We start from the raw sequence: 15,433 nt of genomic DNA, 5'->3' as shown, positions 1-15,433 counted from the left end.
CATAAAGAAAAATGGTAAGGAGTTATCGATATGGAAAAACATTTAATTTGTTTAGATTTAGATGGCACATTATTAAACGATGAAAAGCGCATCTCACCTTTTACTAAAAAAGTATTACAGTATTTAAAAAAATCCGGTCATGAAATTATGATTTCAACTGGTAGACCATATCGAGCAAGTGTGGATTATTACAATGCAATGAATATGAATACCCCGATCATTAATTTTAATGGTGCTTATATTCATCATCCAACAGATAATAGGTTCCCAACGAAACATGAACAATTTGATACTCGTATCGCATACAAAATTTATAAAGATATTAGTCAACTTGATATTAAAAATATTATTGCTGAAGTTAAAGACCAAGTGTATATCAACAACTATGATCAATCATTATTTGAAGGATTCAGTATGGGCAATCCTGAAATAAAATATGGAGAACTTGATCAATTACTACCTGAATCTCCTACGAGTTTATTAATTCAAGCAGAAGAAAGTGAAATTCCACGTATTAAAAGGCATTTAAATAAACACTATGCTGAATTTATAGAACATCGTCGTTGGGGTGCTCCATTTCCTGTTATTGAAATTGTTAAAAAGGGTATTAACAAAGGTAAAGCGGTAAAATATGTCGCTGAATATTTAGATATAGATTTTGATAATATTATTGCTTTTGGTGATGAAGATAATGATTTTGAAATGATTCAATTTGCCAATTATGGTATCGCAATGGGAAATGCTATTCCAGAACTTAAAGAAATTGCAACAGAAGTTACAGACACTAATAATAATGATGGTATCGGAAAATACTTAAACAAACATTTTGACTTAAATATGTAAGGGGATTTTTACATGAAAATGATCGTGGATAGTGGTTCAGATTTAACGTTATCTCAAATTGAAGAAAAAGGATTTTACTTCTTACCTTTCGGAATTGTCATTGATGATCAAAATAAAGTTGATCAATATGAAATCTCAAACGAAGAAGTATTAGCAGCAATTAAAAACAATAAACATCCAAAGACGAATCAAGCTACTATGGAACAAATGACAAAAGTATTTACTGAAGTTGCAGAAAAGAAAGAACAAGCCATTTACTTAGCTTTTAGTAGTGCTTTAAGTGGGACATATCAAACGGCTTGCTTAGTTAAAGAACAAGTGAAAGAAACATACCCAGACCTTGATTTAACGATTTACGACACATTAAGTGCATCAATGGGATGCGGTAAATTAATTCTCGATGTACAAGATAAAATTGAACAGTCCTATACTTTTGAAGAGCTTGACGCTTATATTAAAGAGCGAATTGATAAAATTAGACACTTATTTACAGTTAAAGATTTAAACTATTTAGCTAGTGGTGGCAGACTTTCTAAAGGACAAGCATTTTTAGGTAATTTATTAAATATTAAGCCACTCCTTCATGTTGAAGAAGGTAAACTTGTTCCGATTGAGAAGCATCGAGGCTCTAAAAAATTATGGCATGCCATTATTGATAAGATGAAAAAAGAAAATAGTGATTACTCTGGTGACATTATTTATATGACACATGCTGATGATATTGAAGAAGCAGAAAAAATTAAAGCACTGATACAATCAAATCTTTCACCTAAAGATGTTGTCATTTCAAATATCGGACCAGTTATATGTTCACACACTGGTAGTGGCACAGTCGCTATATTCTATTATAAGGAGTGATGGTAAGTGGCTAAAATTATCGTAATCGGTGCAGTTGCTGGAGGCGCAACAGTTGCATCGCAAATTCGACGACTTGATCCGGATAGTGATATTACAGTTTATGAAAAAGATAGAGATATGAGCTTTGCAAACTGTGGCCTTCCCTATTATTTAGGAGAAGTCGTAGAAGATAGAGATATGATGTTATCAGCGACACCTGATCAATTTAAAGAGAAAAAACATATTACAGTTAAAACTTATCATGAAGCAATCGAATTAAATGATGCTAAAAAAACAATCACGATTAAAAATCATGAAACTGGTGAAATTTTTGAAGATGTATATGACAAACTTATTTTAAGTCCGGGTTGTCGTGCAAGACATTTAGGTTTTCAATCTGACCGTGTATTCACATTAAGAAACTTAGTAGATACTGACAAAATAGAAGACTTTATTCAAAAAGAAAATGTTCAATCTGCATTAATTGTCGGTGCTGGTTATGTGAGTTTAGAAATTTTGGAGAATTTATATAATAGAAATATCCATACAACTTTGATACATCGTAGCGACCACATTAATAAAAGTATGGATAAAGATTTAAATAAAGTTATATTTGATGAGTTAGAAAAACGACATATTCCTTATAAATTAAATGAAGAAATTGCGGATATTTCAGGACGAGAAGTAACTTTTAAATCCGGTATAACAGAGTCATATGACATAGTCATTACTGGTGTTGGAATTGAACCAAATAGTGATTGGTTAAAATCATCTTCACTTAAATTAAATGAAAAAGGCTATATCCCAGTAAATGAATATTTCGAAACGAATTTAGATGATGTATATGCATTAGGTGATGTGATTGAAACATTCTATAGACATACAAAGAAACCAACTAGTGTCACTTTAGCTTGGGGTGCCCATAGAGCAGCAGTATTAATCGCTGAAAATATTACTTCAAATTCATCAAGTCCTAAAGCTACTTTCAAAGGTTTACTTGGTACAAATATTGTGAAAATGTTTGATTATGCATTAGGTAGTGTTGGCGTTTCAGAAAGTGAACTCTCAAATTATGATTATGAAGTAGTTGAACAAACTCAAAAACAACATGCTGGCTATTATCCTAGTGCCGAACCACTTACATTACGCGTTTATTTTGATAAAGCAACACGCAAAATATTACGTGCATGTGCAGTCGGTAAAGATGGTGCTGATAAACGAATTGATATTATAGCTACAGCAATAATAGGAGACCTAACTGTAGACGAACTACGTGATATCGAGATCGCTTATGCACCACCATTCTCTAGTCCAAAAGATATTGTTAATATGATTGGTTATAAAGCACAATCAATATAAAAGCATGTGAATTATAATAGAGCGACCCGAAAACGATGTTTTCGGGTCGGTAATTTTATTTATCGGCCTGTAAATCCTGTTTTCGGGTCGATATTTTATTTTATCGGTCCATATTTCCCGTTTCTGGACCGTTAATTTTTTTTATCGGTCCATATTTCCCGTTTCTGGACCGATAATTATTATCGGTCCATATTTCTCGTTTCTGGACCGGTAATTTATTTTATCGGTCCATATTTCTCATTTCTGGACCGTTAATTATTTTTATCGGTCCATATTTCTCGTTTCTGGACAGGTATTTATTTTTATCGGTCCAGAAACACACTCCTAACCCCTTACTACCTCTAACAATGAAAAAAGCTGGGACACGGATGTCCCAGCTTTACATATTATTGATTATTCTTTTGTCGTTTACTTCTTCTTGATACTAAGAAGATAAATAATCCAAATAATAGGATTACAAGTACTGCTGCAACTAAATAACTATTATTCAGTCCTCTTTCATTAATAATTGCGTATAGTTCACTTTCTTCTCTATCCGTAATTAAGTCATATCGATTATCTTTACCTTTAATATTATCTCCTAATATAAGGCCAGATAGCATTTTATTTTTTTCAATAAGCTTATCATCTAATGTGACTTTTTTAGACTTACTACTATCGTTAATATTCAAGATATAATCAATCGTATTTGTGTCATAATAAAACAAGTTTGTGCCTTTATCATGCGGCAATACTTTCACTTTACCTTCATACAATTCCTGATATTGTTTAAAGGTATCAGCAATTTTTTCTAAATATTTTATAACTTCTTTATCCGTTCTAAAGTTCTGTAGCTGATTGATTGTTTCGATTTTCGAACCGTTTACAGCTATTTCTGTACCATAGTTCATCATAACTGGACCTTTATATCCCCACATATATGTCATTAATTGTTTAATACGTGTTCCAGGGAATTTGTTCTCATCTGCAGCATGCTTTGTGAAACGTTCTGTAAACCAAGTGTCTGCAATGAGTACTTCACCTTTTTGGTTATAATCAGGAATTTCGGTATTTTCAGTTTTAAATGCATTTTGAATAGCGGTACGTGTACCATTTGTCGATAAATGTTTGAAGTTCTTAGCGTTTATGCCGTCTTTATTAATGATACCGTATGTATCCAATCCTTCTGGTAGAAACGCCTCAGCATCTATACCATCTTGAACGATATTCATCGAAACACCATCGACATGATATTTATCAACAAAATTTTTAACTTTCGCTTTGTAAATACCTTGATTCTCACTATTCTTCAAATCTATGAATTGCTCATTTTTAAAGTATGATTTTTGAATTTGATTTAAATCACCAGATGTAGATTGCTTAAAATCATCTGTATATGTAACTGGCATATCAACGATGATTTTCATATCTTTATGATGCACTTTATCAATTAATGATTTGAATGCTTTTTCTCCACCTAGCACTTTGTCAATATCATCATAGTTTTTCACTTTATATCCTAAAAAATCTTTCTGATCATGTGAAAAGACTGGTGAAATATGTATCGTATTAAATCCCATATCATGAATATAATCTAGCTTTGATTCAATCCCTTGGAAATCCCCTCCAAGTGGTAAATCTTTCGATTGATTATTATTTTTAATCATCTTATTGTTGTCGTTATTTCCATTCATAAAACGATCAACCACTAAACTATAAATTCTAGGGTATTTAACATCCTCGTATTCTTTCTCTTTCGCAAAAACATAGCTACTAAAAAGTGGTGCGATTAATATAATCGATATGATTATTTTTGTCCATTTATTCATTTATTCAACCCTCTTTATTACCCAATTAATTCTATTATACTAAAACGTTTACTTAACTGATAGAACTACATGAAATTGTCATAAATAAATTCAATAAAAAAATCCATTCATGTCTTGTATATACAAAATCATGAATGGATCTTAAAGTGGCTATTAACCAAAGTGTAATACACCCATTGGTAAATAACTACCTAATAAAATCGTTAATACCATTACAACAATTGTTGCAATGAATAATCCTTGGCTGTTTTTATTCTTTTTCTTCTTAGCAATTGTCACTTCAATTAAACCAAGAACTGCAAGTCCAAGAATAAATTTAATACCATATAGCATACCGTTAATTCCCATAGCTTGTATGAAAATAACAAAACCAGAAATTAAAGTAAATACCATGAATAATCTTAAGACCATATGCACTGGTTTATTTGTAACTTTCATGTAGACAACGAAGAATAAGATAATCGTAACTAACCAGCTAAAAATATGGAAATGTATCATATTTAGTTCCCCCCAAATATTCATATTTCTTTTCCAATAGCATTATAACATAGGAACAATTAGAATAAGCCCATTTTTGCAAAAGCAAATATTAAAGTTAGCGCATAATTCACAATTTATTCAAATGTTCGTCCTACTAAAAAGAATACCCCCTATTCCCAGTTTCTAACACTCGGTTTAGAAGGTACTCTTATATATTACTTTAATTATTTTTCACTAATGAATGTTGTTAAAGTTCCGATACCATCAATTGTTACTTTAATTTCATCACCAGGTTGTAAAAATTGTGGTGGGTTCATACCTGCACCAACTCCAGCCGGTGTACCAGTAGCAATGATATCTCCTGGATGCAATGCTACATATTTAGAAATTTCAGCAATTAATTCGTCGATTTTTAAGATCATTTCATTTGTATTACCATCTTGACGAATTTCATTGTTCACTTTAGTGACAATATTAACGTCTTCAGGTAATGGTAACTCATCTTTAGTTACGATATATGGACCCATTGGGCATCCACCTGTTAATGATTTAGAAAGGAATGCTTGATCGTGTTCCTTTTGAGCATTTCTATCTGTAATGTCATTGATGATTGTGTAACCATATACATAATCTAAAGCTAATCCACGTGGGATTTTCTCTCCATGCTTACCGATTACAACGCCTAATTCACCTTCATAATCTAACTTGTCTGTTACATCTTTATGATTCGGAATTTCTGCGTTATCACCAGTTAAAGATGATGCTGCTTTAGTGAATACATATAATCTATTAACTTTATTATTTAATTCTTCAGCGTGTTTTTTGTAATTACGTCCGAAAGCAATTACATTATTTGTAGGTGTTACAGGTGGTAAAAACTCGATATCCTCGAAGCTATATTTGTAATCGTCTTTCTCAGCAGATTCTTCTACTTTAACGACTGCTTTACGAACTGCTTCTTGGAAATCAACATTTATATTTAATTGTAAACCTTCTAATAATGTCTTAGGATTAAAACCTTCTTCTCCAAAGTCTGCAAATACTTTGCGTAAATCCCAAACCGCTTCTTCGCGTTTTACTTTCACACCGTATGAAGTGATATCTTTATGTTTAAAAGTTAAAAATTTCATTCACTCTGTCAACTCCTTCTTATTCTTAATTTCGATTATACCGAATTTTTAGATAAATCGCATGCTTTTCAATCGATTATTTTAAATATGTTACTTTTCTCCATAATTTTTCCAATGGTCCTTGTTTAAATTTCATTAAATACAGATAACTCACGATAAGTTGCACGAAATAAATAACGATACCTATTATATAAATGTTTAAGACAGGTAACTTACCGTAGTAATTTAAACCAACACCATAGAATATGATTATACATATTATGCTTTGTGAAATATAAGTCGTTAAGCTTAGTTTTCCTATTGATTGTAATGGCGTTAAAATTTTTCGAGCTGTTTGATCTTCACATAAGATCACAAAGAACATAATATAGCTCAATGCAACAATTGGACCACCAATCATCTGACTCATTAATTGTGATGTCACTGAACCTTCTAACACGATTTGAATCATTTTAATCGCTAAACCTAAAATTAATACAACAACACCTATCACCATATATAGATTTTTATGTTGTTTAATTTTGTTAAACCAATTAATTTGATGAGCATAAATACCGAATAGCATAATCGGTAAAATAGAAAATGGTCCTACTAGAATGGCGTTCGCAATATTCATACCAAAATATTTCAAATTAAATCCAATAATCGATACATAATCAGCACTTGATAATATATTATTAACTCTTTCTAATTCTTGTAATCCTACGAAGCTTTCTATTTGTGTGACATCTTTTAATAAAATCATTGGCAGTAAATATAACAGTACAAATATGCCGATTCCTATTGATAGTGCAACTAATGTAAATTGTGGTTTCAAGCGCACAAATATGATTGCTATTAAACCTAACAATGCATATGTTGATAAAATATCACCATAAAAAATGAACACGCCATGAATGATACCTAGCAATAATAAAAATAATAATCTTCTCGTAATCATTGGATAATAGTTTAATCCCTTATCCAAACTATTTTGATACATGATAGACAAACCATAACCAAATAGAAATGCAAATATTGGATAAAACGAAGCGATTATAAATAATGAACTGATTTTAAACCATGCACCATCTTGATGTTGAAAAAACTCAAACGGATTGATGATTTGATATGGATAAGCAAAGGTTAAAATATTCATAAGTAATATACCTAGTAAACTAAACCCTCTTAAAGCATCAATACTAAATATTCTTTGTTTTGCCATTAATGATTCTCCTTGATGTGTTTCGTTCCATATTGAAAGAAGTATAAATAACCTTCAACTGGTTTCTTCAATATTGTTTCCAATGTATTTTGATAATAACGCATTTGAACGTCATACTTTTGTTTCATCGTTTCTGCTACTTCTTCTTTTGTTTTACCTCTACGAACGATAAATGCATCTGTTTTATAATCTATAAATGATACTTTATCTCCTTCAATAAATATACAATCTATCATCCCTTGAATTATGGGTTTATTATCTTTTTCAGAAACATCGAAAGATAAACCTTGATCGATATCATCTTGACCAACTACAAAAGGTACCTCTCTCATGACTTTGTCTGCATTAACTAACCTTTTGTATAAATCAGATTGTGTAAACACTTCTATTAATGATAAATCTAAATCTTGCATAGCGTCATCAGGTAGTATTTCTTTATCCATCAACTCATGTACAAGATTTTGTAAGTCTTCTACAGATAAACCTCCTTGTTTTAAAGGAAGGTGTTGCATGACAGCATGCATCAAAGTACCAATTTCTGCACTTTGTCTTTTTTGTTTAGTCATAAACTTAGGTCTGTCATATGATTTAGTACCAAGCTGATATTGTCTCACAATTTGATAATCCGTTCCTGCTTCTTCAGTTTCTCGCTGACGTTTAATTTCAGAAACAGATTGTTTTGCTGCAATATTTAACAGTTGTTCATCCGGATATTTGTACACCATCTGATTATAGATTTCATCCTTTTTCTCAGAAGGTTTATATTTCATAAGTGTATCTAATGTTGGTTTCTCGTATGAGATATCTTGTTCTTCATCTTGTTCTTCGTCACGTATGATATTGATATTAAAAGATTCACTTCGTTCAGATTTAAATGGCATTGAGTGTGATAAACCATTATCTTTCGATTTAGCTAGAACTGAAGAGATAAGATCAAATGGTGATTTCGCCTTCACTCTATATTCAGATTCAATCATTTCATCTTGATCTGCACTAACAAGCCCAATTTTTTCGAGTGCTTTATCACCTTTAACACGACCAATAAGATATAATCCCTCTTTAGCTCTCGTTAATGCGACATAAATCAATCTCATTTCTTCAGAAATCATTTCTGTTTCGTTAATATTTTTAAATATAATAGATGCTAATGTTGGGAATGAGACTTCTTTTTCAGTATTGAAATATGTTAAAGCTAATCCATATCGATTATTTAAGATAACATGCTCTCTTAATTCAGTACGGTTAAATTCACGTGTAATACCTGAATAAATAACAAACGGAAATTCCAGACCTTTACTACTATGAATCGTCATCATACGTACAACATCATCATTCGGCCCTATAACACTTTCTTGTCCGAAATCTTGGCCACGATCAATTAATTCATCGATAAATCTAATAAATTGGAAAATACCTCTTAAACTTGATGCTTCAAATTGTATAGCTTTATTTAATAAGCCGTATAAGTTCTGTCTTCTTTGAACACCACCAGTAAGGCCACTAAAGTAAGAAATTAAGTAATAGTCATTATACAATTTATCCAACAGTTGCCATACCGGGACAGACTTACTATATGCTTGATAGTCTTTCAATTGCGTTAAAAATTGATTAAGCTTTTCTACTAGTGCTGTGTCCGCTTCTGGATTTGACATATATTTATAAATAGAATCTATATAGTAAATTTCTTGCGGCGCTTTATTTCTAATTTCAGCAAGTTCATCTTCTTTAAACTGAAATGCTATCGAACGCATAACACCAACTAAATATTTATCTTGCAACGGGTTATCTATTACTCGTAAAAATGAAAGCATCAATCTAATTTCATTTTGTTCGAAGTAGCCTTTTTTCGATTCTACATAAAACGGAATATTCGCTTCTTTAAATTGTTGTTGCATGTGCATCGCATTACTATAACTTCTCTCAAGAATCACGATATCTTTAAATGTTGCAGGTCGATAACTTTGCGTTTTTCTATCAAATACGCGTTTGTTATCTAATATATATTGCACTTTATCTACAATAGCCTTTGCTTCAATAAGATTATTATCTTCTACTTCAAATGAATCTTGGACGATAATATCCATTTCTAATGGCGTATGTTGTGAATCATAATCTGCACCGTAATACAATTTAGCTTCATCGTTATATTCAATTTCACCTACAACTTCATCCATCATATGTGAAAAGATAAAATTCGTATTATCGAGCACTTCTTTTCTAGATCTAAAGTTCTTAGATAAATCGATCACTTCACCTGATGCTATTTTCGGATCATTAAATCGTTTATATTTTTCTATAAATAATTCTGGCTCAGCTTGTCTAAATTTATAGATGGATTGTTTCACATCACCAACCATAAACAAGTTACCATTATGCTCTTCTCCACGTTTAATACAACTGATGATAGCCTCTTGTACTCTATTAGTATCTTGATATTCATCTACTAAAATTTCATCAAAGTAATCTCGATATTGCAATGCAATTTCTGAAGGATTACCATCATCATCTGTCAAAATTTCTAAAGCTAAATGTTCATAATCAGAGAAATCAATAATTCTTTTTTGTTGTTTAAGTGATTGGAAATATTGAATGACATCTTTCGTGATATCCGCAATCACTTTCACTCTTGGTCCCATATCTTTCATATCTTGAATTAAATCTTCTCTACTTCTGCTAAGATAACCTTCAGTCAGTTCTTTTAAGTGGTCAATATAGGCTGTATGATAGTCTTTACCTAGTACCAGTAATTGCTCTGACCCTTCATTTTCAGACTTAATCTTTGCACTATTTGTCGGTAATTTCTTTGCTGCCATATCTAAATGTATTTGATCAAGTGGCTTACTACCTTCAAATACGCGCTCCAACCATATACGTTCACCTTCAAGATATTTCACATGTTTATCCACTTCATTCAAATGCTGGTAGCAATCTATTGACTGATACAAAGCATTTTTAGCACTATCTAATTTACGATAAATAAGTTGGTCAAACATTTTAAAATAAGCATGATTTTCATCAATTTGATCATATGGTTGATCCAATTCATTTAACCACGCGAAAGGATCTGCATGCGCAATACTAAATCGATACAAACGGTTCAATAATGCTCTTAAAGGCTCGTCAGAACGGTCATTGGATAAATGCTCAACGATTTCTAAAAATGTCTGTTCATTCTTTTCATAATAGCTTTCTAACACATCATCTATTGCCTGTTCTAATAAGACAATACTCTCAACTTCATTTGCAGTTCTAAAGTTTGGGTCAATATCAATCGTGTCATAATGTGATTTAATTAATGTTAAACAAAAGCTATGAAGTGTAGAAATTTGAGCTTGATGAATTTTAATTCTTTGTGATTTCAAATGTTCATCTTCAGGATATTTAATACTTTCTTTTTGAATCGCAGCATTGACCCTTGCTTTCATTTCTCTCGCACTTGCGTTAGTGAAGGTTACAACAAGCAGCCTATTGACGTCTTGTTTGTTACGCATAATTTTTTGAATAATACGCTCAACTAGCACAGCTGTCTTACCACTTCCCGCTGCAGCTGCAACAAGGATATCTTTCCCTTCGCTATATATCGCTTTCCATTGATCATCCGTCCACTGTGCATCTATCGGCTTTTCTGGCAATGTCATTCTTCCGCCTCCTCTCTCAACATGTCGATGATTTCATCTTTCGTTAATGTATGTTCGATTTCTCTATATTGCTCTGTATCAGTTATAGGGTCGATGTGACAAACTGATTTAAATTCACAAAATTGGCAAGGTAATCGCTTTTGATAGCGCATAGGCGAAACTTCTGTATGCCCATCCATAATTTGTGTGGCTGTTTCAACAAAGTTTTCTCTATTTTTATTCATTAATTTGAAAAATAGTTCTTCATCTAAAGCTTTACTATAACTATTCAATTCACCATTTTTCTTTTTCGTAACAGGAATCATGTCAGATTTTAATTGATCTATCAATTTATCATCAAGCGCATCGACTACTTCAGGATTTCTATTCACATAGCCGTCCATTTTGAATTTTTCAATGGTTTGTTGATAAATATCATCTACTTCTGGAATTTCACCCCAACTTGTTGCTTTAATTTCAGGTTCATGCACATGGAAATACAATAATGCACCAGGTGATACATTATCTTGTAGATTTAACAAAGCTTTATTTTGTAGTACGACATCTAAATACGTAAACATTTGCATTTGCATGCCATACATTACTTTAGTTAAATCTAAACTTGTCACAGATGACTTATAGTCAATAATGGACACATAATCTTTATCTTTACCTTTATATACGTCCAATCTATCAATTTGACCTCTAATATTAATTGGAATTTTTCGTTTCGTTGCTAAAGGTGTCGTTTTTAATTGATGTTTAGATGTTGCACCAAAGTTTAATTCAAATTGATAAGCTTTGAATTTTGAATGACTTGTTTGATACTTCATTGCTTCTAATGTAGATTTCAAAATGTTTTGGATGCGTAATTTTAAATATCTATAATGTGCAGTACGATGTAGGACATCAAATTGAATTTTAGGCAAGCTTTCATCGATAGCTTCGTTTATGAGTTTAGTCATGGCTTTCGCTGATAACTTACTAAAGTCTCCATTTACTTCATCTGAAATATATTTCAATGTTTGATGGAATATATTACCGATATCGACACTTTGAATTTGATATTTCGTACGTTCGTTTAATTTTAAACCATGTGAAACGTAATGTTTAAATGGACATTGATTATATGTTTCAAACCTTGATACACTGGCATTTATTTTCTGACCATATAGTGATTCAGATACGTCTGTATTCAATTGGACTGTATCATTTTTATACGTTAAAGCTGATGTTAAAAATTGAACAGTATGATCTAAATGATGAATATCTAATGAAGCATGATACGCATCTAACCATATATCATTAACAATCTCATCATTCATCCAATCATTTAAATGTTCAAATATATGCATTTGACTTTGATGTTCATGTTCTAATAGTTGGATAGGATTGTGTTCTATATTTGATTTTAATGATTGAACTTCGAGGTTTGTAAATAGAGATTGAATCGTATTGATAAATGGACTCTTCTCTCTAATTTCTCCGCCATCGGACATTAAACTATATGTGAATATAACTTCTTTCTTAGCACGCGTCATCGCAATATAACATACAAACGCCTCATCCATCTGTAAAATATCACTCGTCGGGCTTAATTCTAAACCGCTTGATGCTGCTAATTCTTTTTTCTCATCGTCTGTTAATAACAACATTTGATTAGATACTTTCGGTAAGACACCGTCATTCATACCAAGCAAGAATACAATTTCTTTATTATCCACTTTGGCTAAATCCATATTACCGACTGTTACTTCATCTAGTGTTTGTGGAATCATTGAGAATTCTAATTCATCCAATCCTCTATCTAATATTTCGATGTATTCATTTAAAGAAAGCTTTACATCGCCTAACACTTCTACGATGTCATCAAATATGCGAATTGTACCTTCCCATACTTGGTCAATTTCTTCCGCTTCTTCAAACTGATGCTTTATTTCTAATTCATCGCGCATTGTCATTAAGTGCGTAGGTAAATCAAATTGTTCGATAACGCCGTATAATCGACTCGTAAAGTCTTCTACTGTTTGACTATCAGCTAAAGCTTCGTTCAACTTTTCAATTCGATTCACAACATAATCTTTCAAGTCGATGACACTTTGCACTGTTTTTCTATCTTCTTCTATAAATGTATCTTCTTCTTTTCTTAATGATTTTTTGCCGAGTTTTTCAAAAGATTCAACTGTGAAAAATTCTGGATTCGTCCATCTCTTACCAGATATCCCTCTTTCAAATGCATAGTTTTCTAATATATCAATTAAATAAGGCGCATTTGGGATATGGCTTGTTAAGATGCCTGTCTTCAACATGCTCATGACAGGTTCAAATCTCCATCCAGTTTGAATGACTTCTAACATAGACCTTAAACATTCAATGAACGGATGATATGCCATTTTCTTTTTCGCATCATGATTATATGCAATATTAAAATGCGGTAATACCGTGTCAATCAACTGCTCATAACCTGGATCACGATAAAGTATCGCGATGTCTTTGTACGATAAATGTTCTTCTCTCGAACGTCTTAATATCTCTCTCGCAACGTATTGAACTTCATCTCTCATATTGGAGGTTTCAATAATTTTCAAATCTTCACTATCAATGGTATTCGGTAGTAATGCATCAAATTGACTTTCCAAATGCTTTAATACTTTTTGATTATTGAATCGTTCCGTTGTCTTAAAGTGCGTATAGTTAATCTTAATTTGTAATGCATCCGCAATGTCTTCAACATGATTGAGAGATTCGGATGTTTTTCTAAATAAGCTAAATGGATCTTTGTCTCCATCTGTCGTTAAACCAATTGTTACCGACTTACTATATTTAACTAAGGCTTCAATAACGCGATATTCAAGTGTTGAAAAGTTATGAAAACCGTCAATATAAATATCTGCTTGTTTAATGTAGTCTGAGTTAGGTATTTTCTCAATTAATTTATACAAGACATCTTCTGCCTGTACATAGCGTCCGTTTAATTGATCCTCTAACGCTTTATATATTGTTTCGATATCACTAAGTTTATCTTTCATTCTTTTAGGAATGGCTTCGTTATGTTCAATATAATGTGATAAATCATCAGGACTTACATTATATTTCTTGAAGTCTTTAATCTCATTCATCATTTTATGACTAAACCCATAATGTTGAATGGTAGACTGATATAAATTTAATTGTTTTTTATGTGTATGTAATAAGTGATATGTAAGCATTTCTAACGCTTCATCTGAAATTTGTTGTTCAACAAGACCGCCTTCATCACTTAAAACTCTCCAACTTAATCTTTCAAATCCGAATACTGAAGTACGTATACTTCCTTTTAAATTAGGATTTTTAACAAATGCTTGTTCATATTGGAAGGTATTTTGAGTTGGCGTCAAAAATATAATTGGGTCTCCTAATGGATTTTCAATCATAGCTTCAGTCATTTGGTTAAGCATTTGATTCGTTTTCCCGGTCCCACTTCGTCCAATCCATACATTTAATTGCATTTATTTCTACCTCCCTTACGTTCTCTTATTCATTTATTTTAACATAAAAAGAACACCTCACTTAATTTCAAAGTAAGGTGTTACAGAACTTTTATATTAATTTGTAGATGGGTCAAAATTATAATGGAATTGATTAATTGGCCAGAATCTTAATGCAACTTCACCAACAATGACATCTTTATCAATCAAACCAAATGAACGGCCATCTTTACTCACTTCACGATTGTCACCTAAGACTAAATATTCATCTTTAGGTATTTTATTAGCACCATTTGAATTCACTAAATCTTTTACTTCAAAGTTCTCTGTCAATAAATCACGAGACTTATTCGCTTTGTTTGCTTTCAAGTATTCTTCAGGTACTTTTTTACCATTTACATATAATTGGTCGTTTTCATATTTTACTGTATCACCAGGTTTACCGATAACACGTTTTACATAATCATCATTTGCGTTTGCGTGGAATACAATAACATCACCGTTATCAATATCTCCTACTTTATAACCAATTTTATTGACGATTACTTTTTCACTATTTTTTAAAGTTGGGTACATGGAATCTCCAGAAACTGTATATGTTACAAATAAGAATTTTTGTATCAATAATACACATACAACTGCTACTGCAATCGCCACAACCCATTCAAATATCTCTTTTTTCAAAAAT

10 protein-coding genes are annotated in these 15,433 nt (G+C 31.7%); 3 read left to right on the top strand and 7 right to left on the bottom strand.

What is annotated here, in order from left to right; all coding sequences use genetic code 11:
• The first annotated feature begins 30 nt into the window (after window positions 1-30).
• Genes LQ686_RS04850 through LQ686_RS04840 form a run of 3 tightly spaced genes read left to right on the top strand, consistent with a single transcriptional unit; the run spans window position 31 to window position 3,039 of the window.
• Window positions 31-843, top strand: coding sequence for a Cof-type HAD-IIB family hydrolase (locus LQ686_RS04850; protein ID WP_037588866.1), 813 nt, complete (start codon window positions 31-33; stop codon window positions 841-843).
• A gap of 12 nt (window positions 844-855) precedes the next feature.
• Window positions 856-1,701 (top strand): DegV family protein, encoded by an 846-nt coding sequence (locus LQ686_RS04845; protein WP_107565311.1) that lies wholly within the window; start codon window positions 856-858, stop codon window positions 1,699-1,701.
• 6 nt (window positions 1,702-1,707) lie between these two features.
• Complete coding sequence (locus LQ686_RS04840; RefSeq protein WP_107565312.1) at window positions 1,708-3,039, top strand: CoA-disulfide reductase; 1,332 nt, start codon at window positions 1,708-1,710, stop codon at window positions 3,037-3,039.
• Between the two features lie 386 nt (window positions 3,040-3,425).
• Here LQ686_RS04840 and LQ686_RS04835 read toward each other — a convergent pair whose 3' ends face one another.
• The 7 genes from LQ686_RS04835 to lepB all read right to left on the bottom strand — a co-directional run bounded on the left by LQ686_RS04835 (window position 3,426) and on the right by lepB (window position 15,429).
• The gene (locus LQ686_RS04835; protein ID WP_107565313.1) at window positions 3,426-4,847 is read right to left on the bottom strand and encodes an alpha-amylase family glycosyl hydrolase; all 1,422 of its coding nucleotides are present in this window, start codon (window positions 4,845-4,847) and stop codon (window positions 3,426-3,428) included.
• A 153-nt stretch (window positions 4,848-5,000) separates the two neighbouring features.
• Window positions 5,001-5,345, bottom strand: coding sequence for a YisL family protein (locus tag LQ686_RS04830; RefSeq protein WP_107565314.1), 345 nt, complete (start codon window positions 5,343-5,345; stop codon window positions 5,001-5,003).
• A gap of 206 nt (window positions 5,346-5,551) precedes the next feature.
• Entirely contained in the window at window positions 5,552-6,457 is a 906-nt protein-coding gene (locus LQ686_RS04825; RefSeq protein ID WP_037588862.1) for a fumarylacetoacetate hydrolase family protein, read from the bottom strand.
• Between the two features lie 76 nt (window positions 6,458-6,533).
• On the bottom strand, window positions 6,534-7,661 hold the full coding sequence (locus LQ686_RS04820; RefSeq protein ID WP_107565315.1) for a DUF418 domain-containing protein: 1,128 nt from the start codon (window positions 7,659-7,661) through the stop codon (window positions 6,534-6,536).
• Window positions 7,661-11,299, bottom strand: coding sequence for a helicase-exonuclease AddAB subunit AddA (gene addA, locus LQ686_RS04815; protein ID WP_107572688.1), 3,639 nt, complete (start codon window positions 11,297-11,299; stop codon window positions 7,661-7,663). The genes LQ686_RS04820 and addA overlap by 1 nt, the downstream gene beginning before the upstream one ends.
• Complete coding sequence (gene addB, locus LQ686_RS04810; RefSeq protein WP_107565317.1) at window positions 11,296-14,766, bottom strand: helicase-exonuclease AddAB subunit AddB; 3,471 nt, start codon at window positions 14,764-14,766, stop codon at window positions 11,296-11,298. Before addB ends, addA begins: the two co-directional genes overlap by 4 nt.
• Window positions 14,767-14,862: 96 nt before the next feature.
• A complete protein-coding gene (gene lepB, locus LQ686_RS04805) occupies window positions 14,863-15,429 on the bottom strand; it encodes a signal peptidase I (protein WP_025905256.1) in 567 nt (188 codons plus the stop codon).
• Window positions 15,430-15,433: the final 4 nt, after the last annotated feature.

The sequence above is a fragment of the Mammaliicoccus sp. J-M41 genome, from assembly GCF_022385935.1.
Lineage (GTDB): Bacteria > Bacillota > Bacilli > Staphylococcales > Staphylococcaceae > Mammaliicoccus > Mammaliicoccus sciuri_A.
This window is presented reverse-complemented; position numbering and strand designations above follow the sequence as displayed.

Excerpts from the sequence above, each read along its gene's own strand:
- LQ686_RS04850 (WP_037588866.1), top strand. The coding sequence starts at position 31 with ATGGAAAAACATTTAATTTGTTTAGATTTAGATGGCACATTATTAAAC.
- LQ686_RS04845 (WP_107565311.1), top strand. The coding sequence starts at position 856 with ATGAAAATGATCGTGGATAGTGGTTCAGATTTAACGTTATCTCAAATT.
- LQ686_RS04835 (WP_107565313.1), bottom strand. The coding sequence starts at position 4,847 with ATGAATAAATGGACAAAAATAATCATATCGATTATATTAATCGCACCA.
- LQ686_RS04830 (WP_107565314.1), bottom strand. The coding sequence starts at position 5,345 with ATGATACATTTCCATATTTTTAGCTGGTTAGTTACGATTATCTTATTC.
- LQ686_RS04825 (WP_037588862.1), bottom strand. The coding sequence starts at position 6,457 with ATGAAATTTTTAACTTTTAAACATAAAGATATCACTTCATACGGTGTG.
- LQ686_RS04820 (WP_107565315.1), bottom strand. The coding sequence starts at position 7,661 with ATGGCAAAACAAAGAATATTTAGTATTGATGCTTTAAGAGGGTTTAGT.
- addA (WP_107572688.1), bottom strand. The coding sequence starts at position 11,299 with ATGACATTGCCAGAAAAGCCGATAGATGCACAGTGGACGGATGATCAA.
- addB (WP_107565317.1), bottom strand. The coding sequence starts at position 14,766 with ATGCAATTAAATGTATGGATTGGACGAAGTGGGACCGGGAAAACGAAT.